Source organism: Nostoc sp. DSM 114161 (assembly GCF_052692665.1).
The window spans coordinates 2,825,023-2,839,920 of sequence record NZ_CP195141.1; the positions used below are offsets into that span (position 1 = coordinate 2,825,023).

Sequence of the window (14,898 nt, forward strand, 5' to 3'; positions counted from 1 at the left end):
CAAAGAGTGGGCTGTGCTTAAGGGATAATAAATACATTTGCTTATAGATGCACAGTTATGACTTGCTGCCTCAATCCAGCTTGCCACAACCCACTCAGTCTTGGCGATCGCACAATGTTTTGCTCTAACTGCGGTACGAGATTGGTAGTGCTGAGAAACCGCTATCGCCCGATTAAATCATTAGGTGGCGGGGGATTTGGTAAAACTTATTTAGCAGAAGATATCGACAAACTTCAGGAGCTTTGTGTCATCAAACAGTTTGCACCGCAAGTACACGGAACAGCAGCACTAAACAAAGCCACAGAACTATTTGAGCAAGAAGCAAAGCGACTGCAACAGTTAGGAAAACACCCTCAAATTCCCACGCTGCTGGCGTATTTTAATGAAGATAATTGTCTGTATTTGGTGCAGGAGTTTATCGAAGGGCAGAATTTATTGCTGGAATTACAACAGCAGGGAACTTTCAACGAACAAAAAGCTAGAGAATTATTGCTTGATTTGTTAGATATTCTCCAAACAGTTCATCAACAGAAAGTTATTCACCGCGATATCAAACCAGAAAATATTATTCGTCGCAGTGATGGCAAGTTGGTACTGATTGATTTTGGTGCATCCAAACAACTGACAGCAACAGCAATGACGCAAATAGGAACAAGCATTGGTTCCTTTGGTTATGCCTCACTAGAACAAATGCAAGATGGCGAAGCTTACCCAGCTAGTGATTTATATAGTGTCGGTGCAACTTGCTTTCACCTCTTGAGTGGAATTCACCCCCGCCAACTTTGGCAACGACAAGGTTATGGTTGGATTGCGAGTTGGAGACAACATTTACAGCAACCAGTGAGTCAGGAATTAGGGCAAATTCTAGATAAATTGTTGCATGAAGAATACCAGCAGCGTTATCAGTCGGCGGCGGAGGTTTTAGAAGCATTAAACTCACAGCCAGAACCAGCAAGTCAGCCTGTTGCACCTTTAGTTACTCCACCACCCAGCCAAAAAAAATCTATTCTTATACGTCTTTTGGTTATTCCATTAATTGTATTGCTCGGTGTTGGTACTGTTTATTTTATAGTGGTGACAAATCCATTCAAAACAGCACAGGAAATTGCCGATCGTTACTATGGAGAAGGATTAGAAAAATACAACAATAAAGATTTTCGTGGTGCGATTGAAGACTACACCAAAGTTATCAAAATTAATCCTAACGCAGTTGCCGCTTATTACAACCGCGGTTTAGCTCAATCGAATTTAGGAGATGAGCAAGCTGCAATTGAAGATTACGATCGAGCCATCAAAATTAATCCTAAGTATTCACTAGCTTATGTTGGCCGCGGTATAGCTCGCTCGACTTTAGGAGATAAGCAAGCTGCAATTGATGACTACAACCAAGCCATCAAAATTGCTCCTAAATATTCGCTAGCTTACTACAACCGAGGTAATGCTCGCTCGGCTTTAGGAGATAAACAAGGTGGAATCGAAGATTACAACCAAGCCATCAAAATTAATCCCAGATATTCACTAGCTTATAACAACCGGGGTAATGCTCGCTCGGCTGTAGGAGATAAACAAGGTGCAATTGAAGATTACGATCGAGCCATCAAAATTAATCCCAGATATTCACTAGGTTACAACAACCGTGGTTTAGCTCGTTCTGCTTTAGGAGATAAACAAGGTGCAATTGAAGATTACAATCAAGCGATCGCAATCAATCCTAACTATGCACTAGCTTACAGCAACCGGGGTATAGCTCATTCTGCTTTAGGAAATAAGCAAGCTGCAATTGAAGATTTTCGTAAATCGGCTGATTTATATAAGCAACAAGGAAAAGAAAGCGATTATCAAGACGTTCTAAACCGCATTCAACAACTTGAAAAATAACCAGTTGCTATCGAATAAAACTTACAATTCATGAATCAAAATTATCTGGATCTATACCAAGCGACCGCAATTTATCTGCTAACCGTTGAACGCGTTGTTCAGTTTGTTGGATTCTCTCTTGTGGTGTAGGATAGCGTTTTCCCGACTCATCATACCAATAAAGCCACTCTCTTGTAACATCGGAATAATTGCCGCGATCGCAGCCAATCCCTAAGCTAATTTCTGGGAGCCAAACCGGGTTTCCTGCTTGTAATTCATACTTGCCACTCACTAATTTATCTACTTGTAAACGCGGTTTGCAGCTTCAGTGCGTAAGTCCTATTCTAGTTAGGGATATGTGCGATAGTTTACTGCACGAATTTTACCAGGATTCAAGCCGACACTGGTTTCCAGGCTGGCTAAGGTAGCGATAGAGACACAGTTGGGTTTGAGGGCTTTTTAAGTTTGAGATAGCGATCGCTATATCTTTATTTATACATCCGGGAATAGCGAATAAGATTGTAACTCTCTTTTGTATATAGCTTTATTCTAAAATTTGTACTTAATTTATCTGTAATCTGATGTAACTATAAGCTCAACCATTTTGTGATAGATAAAGAAAAATGGAATATATGAAGATATTTAACGAAGTATTTTCAAAAACTATTACACTTGATTACCTTATGTTCGGACTCTCGGAAAATATCGGCTAGCCGAGAGTTGTGTGTGACATAGTTCCCTACGAGGCTAGAAAAATGGTTATGTTCGATCTAAATCCAAGACAGGTGCTTGGACGGATACTTTCTGCATCGCTAGTTGGTTTGAGCGTCTCAGTTACTAGTTTGATATCTTTAGAGGTTGTTCCCAAAGCAGTGTTAGCTGACCCCCCTGCTGCGTCTGTTAATACTAAGGTGAATGTGCCCAGTACAATGAGATATTCGCCCTTTAATACTAACCGTTATTTGAAGGTGCCGCCTAAGTTCTCCATCTCTGTTTATACTCGCATTCCAAAAGCTCGCTTTATGGCAGTTGCTCCCAATGGCGATCTTTTAGTGTCACAGCCGTCTACCGGTAAAGTGCTAATTGTCCGGCCAAATGGCAGCAAAGACCCAATTATTTCCAACTTTGTGGTGGGTCTACGCAGACCACACGACATTGTATTTCATAAGATTGACAGCACCACATACGTCTATATCTCTGAGACTCATCAAATTAACCGTTTCACCTATACCTATGGAGACCGAATTGCCAAAAATCGTCAAATTGTTGTAACTGGTTTGCCAGACAGCAGCACAAGCGAACTCAAAGGCGCGTATGGTCACGAACTGAAAAATATCGCACTTGATGGTAACCACAAACTGTACGTGTCAATCGCCTCTACATGCAATGCTTGTGTGTCAGATACTGTCAGCAACCCAAAACGTGGTGCGATTTACCAGTACAACGCTAATGGAACCAATCGACGCCTTTTTGCCCAAGGTTTACGTAATGCCGAAGGATTAGCATTCTTACCTAATACAAATGACCTTTGGGTAACTGGTAATAATCGAGATAACATCAAGTATCCCTTCAAAGATAATACTGGCAATTACGGTAAGCTGATCCCGTCTTATGTAGACAACCACCCACCAGAAGTATTTACGCGAGTCCGAGATGGCGGTAACTATGGTTGGCCATTCTGCAATTCCAATCCTGACACGTCAAGCGGTCTGAATAATATGCCGTTAGATCGAGACTATCAGTTCAATTCTGACGGACACGTTAATTGCTATGCAATGGACAAGATCAGCAAGGGTATCCAAGCCCATTCAGCGCCTTTGGGACTAACATTCTTACAAAATACTAACTTTCTTGGCTCGTACTCAAATGGGGTAGTGGTGGGGCTGCATGGTTCATGGAATCGGCAGAAAAAAACAGGCTACAAAGTAGCTTACTTTCCCTGGAACAGCACAACAAAGGCTCCAGGGAATCAGATAGATTTAGTCAGCGGTTGGCTAATTCCAGGAACAGAACAATTTTGGGGGAAACCGGTGGATATGGCAGTCGATAAGCAAGGTAATTTGTTTATTTCGGATGACTACAGCGGTACCATCTATAAGCTTTCTTACACACCATAACTACAGGCTCAGGTCTACAGTAGCCTTAGTTTGACTGGAGTTTCCCAGTTACTTCCTACAACTCCAAGAGTATACAAAACCACCTTCGTTGGCTTAAAGATTGTTAGGAATGACAGTATTAGTTCATTAAGTAACGAAGCTACCTGTACTGCTTTTGGCTGACAAAAAACGTCTTATATACCCTTTATCTACAAATGGGCATATAAGGCGCTTTTTTTTTGGCTGGCAATCAACTAGCAACGGCGATGTCTACGACGGGCTGCGCCAACGCAATTTTCCCCACTGCACGTTCGCTTTCGCTATAACTATGAGCCGCAGCTAATTCTTGTAAAGGAAATGTGCGCTCGATGACTGCACGAATTTTACCAGCTTCAATCAATTCTTTGAGATAAACCAAGTCTTTGGCGTTGGGTTTTTCTAACACCAATTTCGATTTTTGATCGGGAAGAAACGCTGTTAAGACGCTCTGGACAACACTTTCCGCACTGGGTAGGGTGCTGAGATAAATACCGTTGGGTTTGAGGACTTTTTTGGTTTGAGAGAGCGATCGCTTACCCACTGCATCAAAAATAATATCGTACTGTGTTGTATCATCAGTAAAATCTTGCCGCGTATAATCAATCACGCGGTCTGCTCCCAAAGATTTCACCAAATCCAAATTTTTAGAACTGCTAACTCCCGTCACCACTGCCCCTAAAGCCTTAGCAATTTGCACTGCAAAACTCCCCACACCGCCCGCAGCGCCGTTAATTAAAATATTTTGTCCTGTTTGAATATTTCCCCCATCTCGCAGAGCTTGTAAAGCCGTAAGTGCTGCTAGAGGTACAGCCGCAGCTTCTTCATAAGACAAATTCGTTGGCTTGAGTACCGCCAAGTTTTCTCTTATAGCGGCAAATTCGGCATAACCGCCTCCAGGGAAACTAGTACTGCCATAAATAGCATCTCCTGGTTTAAAACGCGTCACTTGGGAACCAACTTCTACCACATCTCCCGCCACATCAAACCCTAAAATCTTCGGGAATTTGTTCCCTGTAAGCAAACTCAACATTCCTTGGCGGATTTTCCAATCAACTGGGTTAACGCTACTAGCACGCACTTTCACAAGCACAACAATGTTAAAAATGCTTTGATTAAAGACAATTGGGCAATTACTCACGATCCACTGACTCTAAAGTTTGGTAAAAAAGATTTGTATGTTGATTTAGGTGCTAGACAGTTATTGGCAGCACAAAAAGCAGAATCAAAAATTGCAGTTGAAATCAAAAGCTTTACTGGCAGATCGGATATTGATGATTTAGAAAAAGCCTTGGGTAAGTATATTTTATATCAGGATATATTGGTGGAATTAGAGCCAGAGCGAGTGCTATATCTGGCAATGCCTAATACGGTTTTTGATGATTTATTTGAAGAACCTATCGGCAAACTATTACTAAGAAATCGCCGTTTAAAGCTGATTACATTCGATCCAAAACAGGAGGTCATAAAACAATGGATTGTACCCAATTAGACTACTACCGCCAGGTCATTGAAACTGTTCTCAGTGAATATGCCTCGCTCCCTTATTCTTATGCAGATATTCAATCAGAAGTAGTATTCGATCGCACCCGCGATCGCTATTTGTGGATGGATTTGGGTTGGGATGGAGAACGCCGCGTTCATGGCTGTCTGGTTCATATTGACCTGATTGATGGCAAAATCTGGATTCAACGAGATGGTACAGAAGAAGGCATCGCCGCTGATTTAGAACGCGCTGGAATTCCAAAAGAACATATTGTTCTGGGGTTTCGTCCGCCGGAAATCAGACCTTATACAGGCTATGCAATTGCTTGAAAAGCGATGCAAAAGTTTGTAGCGAACAATTAAGAAAATTTATTGCGATCGCCAAGTCATGTTAAATTGAAGTAGATTGTTTCCTTGAAACACAAAATTCACCAGGCGCAACAACAAGTTTCCTCCCATCTCCTCATACTCAGAATGAAAAACAAGGAGGTAAAAGTTAAAATTTTTGCAAAATATGTGCATCAAGACATCAATTTTGACGAGGCTGTATGCCTTACCAGCTAAAACTTAGAAGCCTAATTGCATATCATTGCCAAAGTAAAAGTTAAAAAAATATGAATTGCATTTTTAGCTGAAAAAAAATGATATGTTGGATACAGAATTGAATTTCGCACGTATCTGGAGTAGTACGACATAGCCTGCTCCAGTTTTTCCCCCAAATCCCTTGCTATTTGTTGCTTTTGGCTGGATTTGAGGGCAATCTGAGTACACATTTAAATAACCAAAATCCAGTTTCAAGTGAATTAAAATCCTTGCTGGAAGCGAGTTTTGACTGAGTACAAAGAAATCCTGAACCCCCATCTCTAAACACTAGAACCCCAACCAAAAAATACTAGAACCCCTACCCGAAAAAATTTTTTTTAATTCTTGTAACTCTCAAAGAATTAGGGTTTTTCCTATTTGAGTACAAGCTTAATAAATCCAATAAATTCTATCCTAGATAGACGCGTCGCCTGGGTCAAACAAGGCTGATATAAATCTTATATCGCCAATTACTTAACGCTCCTACACAAAAACGAAGCGAAGAGTAAGTGGAGGGATGACATAGCACCGTGCCCCAAGTGAATAGAAGTCGTGGCTCAACGCACAATTCTCCCAAGAACCGAACGTTGACACACACCAGCCCAAAATCAAAGCCCAAAATCAAATATCTACCGCCTGCCCTACTTGATAACAAGTCGCCCAAACCTGAGCGTTTGCAGGCAGCGTGGAAGCCACGACTTCAATTTCCGGGCATAGAGAGTAGCCACTGCATCTCCCACAGTGGCAGCCAAGTCCACCGATCCTTTTGCGAAATTCAATGACATTACCGTCTACACAACTCGTCACCTCCAACGCTACGGACTCGACAACCCAAGCAAAATCCGGTGGTTGCGGCTGCGATAGCAGTACCACCGTGGAAATGGACGAAAAACTCCAAGAGCGCATTGCCAAACATCCCTGCTACAGCGAAGACGCCCATCACCACTACGCGCGGATGCACGTTGCAGTTGCTCCCGCCTGTAACATTCAATGCAACTATTGTAACCGCAAATATGATTGCGCTAACGAAAGCCGTCCTGGAGTAGTTAGCGAGTTGCTGACACCAGAAGAAGCAGCACACAAAGCCTTGGTAATTGGAGGCAAGATTCCTCAAATGACAGTTGTGGGAATTGCCGGCCCTGGCGACCCATTAGCGAACCCAGACAAGACATTCCGCACATTTGAGTTGATTGCCGAGCAAGCACCAGATATTAAACTTTGTTTATCTACCAATGGTTTAATGCTGCCCGACTACATCGATCGCATTAAACAATTAAATATAGATCACGTCACGATCACCATTAATATGGTAGATCCAGAGATCGGTGCTAAGATTTATCCTTGGGTTCACTACAAGCGCAGGCGTTACAGAGGCATTGAAGGCGCAAGAATTCTCCACGAAAGACAGATGGAAGGATTGCAAGCCCTCAAAGAAGCTGACATCTTGTGCAAAGTTAACTCTGTGATGATTCCCGGAATCAATGACCATCACCTAGTTGAAGTGAATCGAGTCATTCGTGAAAAAGGTGCATTCTTGCACAACATCATGCCATTGATTTCTGCACCGGAACATGGCACACACTTTGGTTTAACCGGTCAACGCGGCCCGACACCCAAAGAACTTAAAGAACTCCAAGACAACTGCTCTGGTAACATGAAAATGATGCGTCACTGTCGCCAGTGTCGCGCCGATGCAGTCGGATTGCTAGGAGAAGACCGCAGCCAGGAATTTTCCAAAGATAAATTCTTGGAAATGACTCCAGAATATGACGTAGAACAACGCGCTAGCGTTCACGAAGGAATTGAGAAGTTTAAAGAAGAAATTAAAGTAGCCAAAGAGAAGGCGCTAGCTGGCAAGAAATTTGCCAACAAACCCAAAGTTTTAGTTGCAGTAGCAACCAAAGGCGGCGGTTTGGTTAACCAGCACTTCGGCCATGCTAAAGAATTCCAAATTTACGAAGTGGATAGTAATGAAGTTCGCTTTATCAGCCATCGCAAAATAGACCAATATTGCCAAGGTGGATACGGCGAAGAAGCTTCTTTCGAGTATATTATGAAGGCGATCGCAGATTGCAAAGCAGTTTTAGTTTCCAAAATTGGTAACTGTCCCAAAGAAAAATTGCAAGAAGCCGGTATACAGACTGTTGAAGCTTACGACGTAATTGAGAAGGTTGCTTTGGAATTTTACGAACAATACGTAAAGGAATTAGGGAATAGGGAATAGGGAATAGGGAGTAGGGGAAGATAACAGAGATGAGCGAGTCTGGGGAGATTATAAAAAAGCCTCCTACCCTTCCCACTTTTCCCACCCCTCCCCCACTCCCTACTCACCACTTCCCACTCCCCATCTTCAAAAAGGAGAATAATCATGGCTTACAAAATTACTAGCCAATGTATTTCCTGTGATTTGTGTCTGTCTATATGTCCTACCGGTGCAATCAAAATAGTTGATGGTAATCGCTGGATAGATCCCGAACTTTGCACAAACTGTACTGGTACCATTCATACAGTGCCTCAGTGTAAAGCTGGTTGTCCCACCTGTGACGGTTGCGTGAAACAGCCCGCTGATTATTGGGAAGGGTGGTTTGCCAATTACAATCGCGTACTTGCAAAATTAACTAATAAACAAGATTACTGGGAACGTTGGTTCAACTGCTATTCTCAGAAGTACTCTGAACAATTACAAAAACGTCAATCCCGAACAATGGGAGTAGAAGCCTAATAAGATAATTCGTAATTCGTAATGCAAAATTCAACTCATAAATTACGAATTGCTGAAGCTTAAAAGTAAAGGGTAACGGGCATAAGGTTAGAGGGTCAAAAGCATTGGTAATTATTCCCCATTCCCTATTCCCTATTCCCCACATTCCTAATTATTCTGATATCAAAATTACAAACAATGCAAAAGAACTGCATCTATCTCGATAATAATGCTACTACCAAAGTAGACCCGCAAGTTGTAGAGGCAATGCTGCCTTACCTGACGGACTTTTACGGCAATCCCTCTAGTATGCATACTTTTGGCGGACAACTTGCCAAAGGCGTGAAAACAGCCAGAGAACAACTTGCAGCTTTGTTAGGAGCTGATGAGTCAGAAATTGTCTACACCAGTTGCGGAACTGAGGGAGATAACGCCGCGATTCGCGCTGCATTGTTGGCGCAACCAGAAAAGCGACACATCATCACTACCCAAGTCGAACATCCGGCAGTACTGAATGTCTGCAAACAATTGGAAACCCAAGGTTACAACGTTACCTACCTTTCAGTGAACAATCAGGGGCAGTTGGATCTCAATGAGCTAGAAGCCTCCTTGACTGGTAACACTGCGTTGGTAACAATTATGTACGCCAACAACGAAACCGGTACGGTTTTCCCAATTGAGCAGATTGGGTTAAGAGTAAAAGAGCAAGGCGCTCTGTTCCACGTTGATGCGGTGCAAGCAGTGGGTAAAATTCCCATGAATATGAAGACTAGCACCATCGATATGTTAACCCTGTCTGGTCACAAGCTACACGCACCCAAAGGAATTGGTGCTTTGTATGTGCGACGTGGGGTGAGATTCCGTCCTTTACTGCTTGGCGGACACCAAGAACGCGGACGCAGGGCGGGAACGGAGAATGTTCCGGGAATTATTGGCTTGGGCAAAGCTGCGGAACTAGAACTGTTACACTTGGAAGAGGCGACAAAAAGAGAAAGAAGGCTGCGCGATCGCCTAGAACAAACTTTACTCGCCACCATTCCCGATTGTGTAGTTAATGGTGACCCTACGCAGAGATTACCCAACACCACCAATATCGGCTTCAAGTACATTGAAGGTGAAGCAATTCTACTGTTATTGAACAAATACGGTATCTGTGCCTCATCTGGTTCTGCCTGTACCTCAGGTTCGCTAGAACCTTCCCACGTCCTCCGGGCAATGGGCTTACCCTACACTACCTTGCATGGTTCCATTCGCTTCAGCCTTTCTCGCTACACCACAGAAGCTGAAATCGACCAAGTTATAGAGGTCATGCCCGGTATTGTAGAACGTCTACGCGCCCTCTCACCCTTCAAAAACGACGACGCAGGTTGGCTGCAAGGGCAAGAGCAAGCACTAGCCCATCGTTAGGGACGGGAAGATGGGGAGATGGGGAGGTGAATTAATAACCAATGCCCCATACCCTATGCCCCATGCCCAATCCTCAATCTAAAATCCAAAATCTAAAATCTAAAATCACTCATGTGGGACTACACAGATAAAGTATTAGAACTGTTTTACAATCCCCAAAACCAGGGAGAAATTGCAGAAGTTAACGAACCTGGTGTTAAGGTTGCAACGGGCGAAGTCGGTAGCATTGCTTGTGGTGATGCTCTGAGATTGCACCTGAAAGTTGAAGTAGAATCTGATAAGATTCTGGATGCGCGGTTTCAAACCTTTGGCTGCACAAGTGCGATCGCTTCTTCTAGTGCATTAACCGAAATGGTTAAAGGTTTGACTTTAGATGAAGCTTTGAAAGTGTCCAATAAAGACATTGCAGATTACTTGGGTGGTTTACCAGAAGCCAAAATGCACTGTTCTGTGATGGGACAAGAAGCACTAGAAGCGGCAATCTATAATTATCGTGGCATTCCTTTAGATAGCCACGATGACGATGATGAAGGCGCATTAGTTTGTAGCTGTTTTGGTATTAGCGAATCTAAGATTCGTCGCGTGATTTTAGAAAATAATCTCACTGATGCCGAACAAGTAACAAATTATGTAAAAGCTGGTGGCGGATGCGGTTCCTGTCTGGCGAATATTGATGATATTATTAAATCAGTAAGACAAGAAGCAATCGCACCGGATCTCAACAATTACGGCGTCAAAGTTGCCACAGAAATTGTTACTTCTAAAGAGCGATCGCTAACCAACGTCCAAAAGATTGCCCTCATTCAAAAAGTTCTCGACGAAGAAGTAAGACCCGTTTTAATTGCAGACGGAGGAGATGTAGAACTGTATGATGTAGAAGGCGATCGCGTGAAAGTAATTTTGCAAGGTGCTTGTGGTTCTTGCTCCAGTAGCACAGCAACTTTGAAAATTGCGATCGAAGCCAGATTACAAGATCGTGTCAGCAAAAACCTTGTAGTCGAAGCAGTTTAGCAATTCCTGTAGAGCTTACGTACTCTACAAATACGCCCGAATAAGCATCAGCTAAGAACAGAAAGTAGGATTTGAATTGAATAATTGTCTCCACTCAATGTTTCATACCAATTCGTCAACAGAAAGCTACAGATTGAAACCAAATCTTACTTTCTTAATTACGAATTACGAACTACGAACTTGTACTGAACGTAGCCGAAGTATTACGAATTACGAATTGGTATCAGTCCTACTAACAACACACAGCATATAGGCGAAAGTCTTAAACGCCTAATTGCAAATTCCGTCATTCAACTCGCTTCAAAGGAGACAAACATGAGTACATTGTACGAAAAAATTGGCGGAAAACCTACTATTGAGAAAGTAGTAGATGAGCTTCACAAACGCATTCTCGCAGATAACAGCCTCAAGGGTTTTTTCGCTAACACAGACATGGTTAAGCAACGTAATCATCAGATTAGTTTCTTTTCTCAAATATTTGAAGGGCCAAAGGAATACGGCGGCCGTGCAATGGACAAAACCCACGCAGGTATGGCACTACAACAGTCACACTTCGATGCGATCGCCAAACACCTGAGTGAATCAATGTCTGTAGCTGGAGTATCCGCAGATGATACAAAAGCCGCACTAGATCGCGTCTCGAATTTGAAACCCGCTATTTTGAACAAGTAATCGGACTTAGACATTGGTTGTTGACGATATTTAACTCAATTCCTACTAAATTTTGCAAGCTGAAACACATTACGACGTATTTGTAAATTGCGTAATCTCTTAGTCATTAGTCAAATGACTAATGACTAGGAAAAAAGACAAGTTACAAAATACAAAAAGAAAACAAATTTAACTGGGAAATATATGCACTTACTTATCTATGTTTTGACTGTGGAGCGATCGCCACCAGCGATGTTCTACAAATCCTCACAGCCATAGCTCCGACAGGCGTGAGATCCTCAAACAAAAAAGACCCACCAACCAACCAATTGCAGGAAAACAAGAACAATGACTGACGATAACATTAGACAAATAGCTTTCTACGGTAAAGGTGGTATCGGTAAATCTACCACCTCCCAAAACACCCTCGCAGCTATGGCAGAAATGGGTCAGCGCATCATGATTGTAGGTTGCGACCCCAAAGCTGACTCCACCCGTTTGATGCTCCACAGTAAAGCTCAAACCACAGTTCTTCACCTAGCTGCTGAACGTGGTGCAGTAGAAGATTTAGAACTCGAAGAAGTAATGCTCACCGGTTTCCGTGGTGTTAAGTGCGTGGAGTCTGGTGGTCCAGAACCCGGTGTAGGTTGCGCCGGTCGTGGTATCATCACCGCCATTAACTTCTTGGAAGAAGCTGGTGCTTACCAAGACCTAGACTTCGTATCTTACGACGTATTGGGTGACGTTGTGTGCGGTGGTTTTGCTATGCCTATCCGTGAAGGTAAAGCACAAGAAATCTACATCGTTACCTCTGGTGAAATGATGGCGATGTACGCTGCTAACAACATCGCTCGTGGTATTTTGAAATATGCTCACTCCGGCGGCGTGCGTTTGGGTGGTTTGATTTGTAACAGCCGTAAAGTTGACCGGGAAATCGAATTGATCGAAACTTTGGCTGAACGTTTGAACACTCAAATGATTCACTTCGTACCCCGCGACAACATTGTACAACACGCAGAATTACGCCGGATGACCGTTAACGAGTACGCACCTGACAGCACACAAGGTAACGAATACCGCGCCCTAGCTAAGAAGATCATCAACAACGACAAGCTCACAGTCCCCACACCAATCGAAATGGATGAGCTAGAAGCATTGTTGGTTGAATTCGGTATTCTTGATGACGATACTAAGCACGCAGACATCATCGGTAAAACTGCTGCTGAAGCACCTGTTAGCTAACTAAACTCTGATGTAGGAAAAGGGAAAGGAAACAATTGCATAATTTACCTTTTACCTTCTTTCTACCGATTACCTATATCCCCCAAGGGGACTGCAAGTCCCCAACCCCACAGGGGACGAAGTTCCCCTTCCTATCCCCGTTCCTTAGGAGCTAGAGAGGCAAAAATGACTCCTCCAGAAAATCAAAACATCATCGAAGAAAGAAAAGAACTAATTAAGGAAGTACTAAGCGCTTATCCCGAAAAAGCAGCTAAAAAACGGGAAAAGCACCTAAATGTATACGAAGAAGGTAAGAGCGATTGCGGCGTTAAATCTAACATCAAATCTCTTCCTGGTGTAATGACCGCTCGTGGTTGTGCTTACGCCGGTTCTAAAGGTGTGGTTTGGGGTCCTATTAAGGACATGATCCACATCAGCCACGGGCCTGTAGGTTGCGGTTACTGGTCTTGGTCTGGTCGTCGTAACTACTACATCGGTACCACAGGTGTTGATACCTTTGGTACTATGCACTTCACCTCTGACTTCCAAGAACGCGATATCGTTTTTGGTGGTGACAAGAAACTCACCAAGCTGATCCAAGAATTGGAAGTTCTTTTCCCTCTCAACCGTGGTGTTTCCATTCAATCTGAATGTCCCATTGGTCTAATTGGGGATGATATCGAAGCAGTAGCTCGGAACACATCCAAAGAAATTGGCAAGCCAGTTGTTCCCGTTCGTTGCGAAGGTTTCCGGGGTGTTTCTCAGTCCTTGGGTCACCACATCGCTAACGACATGGTGCGTGACTGGGTGTTCACCAGAGCCGACAAAGAGAAAAAAGAAGGCAAATTACAATTCGAGTCTACTCCTTACGACGTAGCAATCATCGGTGACTACAACATCGGTGGTGATGCTTGGGCGAGCCGGATTCTGTTAGAAGAACTGGGCTTGCGCGTAGTTGCTCAGTGGTCTGGTGATGGTACAATCAACGAAATGTTGATGACACCGAACGTAAAGATGAACTTGATTCACTGCTACCGTTCGATGAACTACATCAGCCGTCACATGGAAGAAGCTTATGGTATTCCCTGGTTGGAGTACAATTTCTTCGGCCCCACCAAGATTGCTGAATCCTTACGGGAAATCGCTTCTAAGTTTGACTCCAAGATCCAAGAAAACGCTGAGAAGATCATCGCTAAATATCAGCCCACAATGGATGCGATCGTTAACAAGTATCGCCCCCGTTTGGAAGGTAAGACCGTTGCGATGATGGTTGGTGGTTTGCGTCCTCGCCACGTTGTACCCGCTTTCCAAGATTTGGGTATGAAGATGATTGGTACAGGTTATGAGTTCGCTCACAACGACGACTACAAACGTACCACCCACTACATCGAAAACGGCACCATCGTTTACGATGACGTAACTGCTTACGAATTCGAGGAATTTGTAAAAGCACTCAAGCCAGATTTAATTGCTTCTGGTGTGAAAGAGAAGTACGTCTTCCAAAAGATGGGTCTACCCTTCCGTCAAATGCACTCCTGGGATTACTCCGAACCTGGCGATCGTACTTCAAAGTCAATTAAATCAATATTTTTTAGCTCTCGGATAAAAAAGAGCCTATTTCTAGCCTAAATGCAAGTTACAGGATTATTCACTAACAATCTGTTTTGCTCCTTTAGATAATATAACTCTTATGTAATCTGGTTTTTAGATTTGAAACGCATTTTGCTCAAAGAAAAACTGTTAAATAAAAGACTATTTTAAATGACGATTTTTTAGATTAAATGGGGCGAAGCAGCTAAATTGAGCAGCAGCAGATAAAATTTGTACCAACACAGGTTCTTTTGTCTGTTT

At 43.1% G+C, this 14,898-nt stretch carries 12 protein-coding genes and 1 pseudogene; 11 read left to right on the forward strand and 2 right to left on the reverse strand.

The window, feature by feature from the left end; translation table 11 throughout:
* Positions 1-57 precede the first annotated feature (57 nt).
* Positions 58-1,878, forward strand: coding sequence for a tetratricopeptide repeat protein (locus tag NSTC745_RS12345; RefSeq protein WP_445637390.1), 1,821 nt, complete (start codon positions 58-60; stop codon positions 1,876-1,878).
* A gap of 28 nt (positions 1,879-1,906) precedes the next feature.
* Here the strand turns inward: NSTC745_RS12345 and NSTC745_RS12350 are convergent.
* Positions 1,907-2,176: pseudogene (locus NSTC745_RS12350) on the reverse strand (hypothetical protein); the annotation flags it as partial.
* A 442-nt stretch (positions 2,177-2,618) separates the two neighbouring features.
* On the opposite strand from NSTC745_RS12350, the gene NSTC745_RS12355 reads away from it, so the two are divergent.
* A complete protein-coding gene (locus NSTC745_RS12355; protein WP_445637391.1) occupies positions 2,619-3,974 on the forward strand; it encodes a PQQ-dependent sugar dehydrogenase in 1,356 nt (451 codons plus the stop codon).
* A 229-nt stretch (positions 3,975-4,203) separates the two neighbouring features.
* On the opposite strand, the gene NSTC745_RS12360 is transcribed toward NSTC745_RS12355, so the two are convergent.
* A complete protein-coding gene (locus tag NSTC745_RS12360; protein WP_445637392.1) occupies positions 4,204-5,130 on the reverse strand; it encodes an NAD(P)-dependent alcohol dehydrogenase in 927 nt (308 codons plus the stop codon).
* Here NSTC745_RS12360 and NSTC745_RS12365 point away from each other — a divergent pair.
* The 9 genes from NSTC745_RS12365 (at position 5,101) to nifD (ending at position 14,676) form a co-directional block, all read left to right on the forward strand.
* The gene (locus tag NSTC745_RS12365; protein WP_445637393.1) at positions 5,101-5,481 is read left to right on the forward strand and encodes an element excision factor XisH family protein; all 381 of its coding nucleotides are present in this window, start codon (positions 5,101-5,103) and stop codon (positions 5,479-5,481) included. The genes NSTC745_RS12360 and NSTC745_RS12365 overlap by 30 nt on opposite strands.
* Positions 5,463-5,804: a XisI protein gene (locus tag NSTC745_RS12370; RefSeq protein WP_445637394.1), complete on the forward strand. Its 342-nt coding sequence runs from the start codon at positions 5,463-5,465 to the stop codon at positions 5,802-5,804. The genes NSTC745_RS12365 and NSTC745_RS12370 overlap by 19 nt, the downstream gene beginning before the upstream one ends.
* 1,030 nt (positions 5,805-6,834) lie before the next feature.
* Entirely contained in the window at positions 6,835-8,280 is a 1,446-nt protein-coding gene (nifB, locus tag NSTC745_RS12375) for a nitrogenase cofactor biosynthesis protein NifB (protein ID WP_445637395.1), read from the forward strand.
* Between the two features lie 144 nt (positions 8,281-8,424).
* Entirely contained in the window at positions 8,425-8,778 is a 354-nt protein-coding gene (locus NSTC745_RS12380; RefSeq protein ID WP_445637396.1) for a DUF362 domain-containing protein, read from the forward strand.
* A 177-nt stretch (positions 8,779-8,955) separates the two neighbouring features.
* Positions 8,956-10,164 carry a cysteine desulfurase NifS gene (gene nifS / locus NSTC745_RS12385; RefSeq protein WP_445637397.1) on the forward strand — a complete coding sequence of 403 codons (1,209 nt, stop codon included), beginning with the start codon at positions 8,956-8,958 and terminating at the stop codon, positions 10,162-10,164.
* 111 nt (positions 10,165-10,275) lie between these two features.
* Positions 10,276-11,175, forward strand: a complete 900-nt coding sequence (gene nifU / locus NSTC745_RS12390; RefSeq protein WP_445637398.1) for a Fe-S cluster assembly protein NifU — start codon at positions 10,276-10,278, stop codon at positions 11,173-11,175.
* Positions 11,176-11,490: 315 nt separating this feature from the next.
* Positions 11,491-11,847, forward strand: coding sequence for a group I truncated hemoglobin (locus tag NSTC745_RS12395; RefSeq protein ID WP_445637399.1), 357 nt, complete (start codon positions 11,491-11,493; stop codon positions 11,845-11,847).
* Between the two features lie 327 nt (positions 11,848-12,174).
* The gene (gene nifH, locus NSTC745_RS12400) at positions 12,175-13,068 is read left to right on the forward strand and encodes a nitrogenase iron protein (RefSeq protein WP_445637400.1); all 894 of its coding nucleotides are present in this window, start codon (positions 12,175-12,177) and stop codon (positions 13,066-13,068) included.
* 165 nt (positions 13,069-13,233) lie between these two features.
* Positions 13,234-14,676 (forward strand): nitrogenase molybdenum-iron protein alpha chain, encoded by a 1,443-nt coding sequence (gene nifD / locus NSTC745_RS12405; protein ID WP_445637401.1) that lies wholly within the window; start codon positions 13,234-13,236, stop codon positions 14,674-14,676.
* Positions 14,677-14,898: the final 222 nt, after the last annotated feature.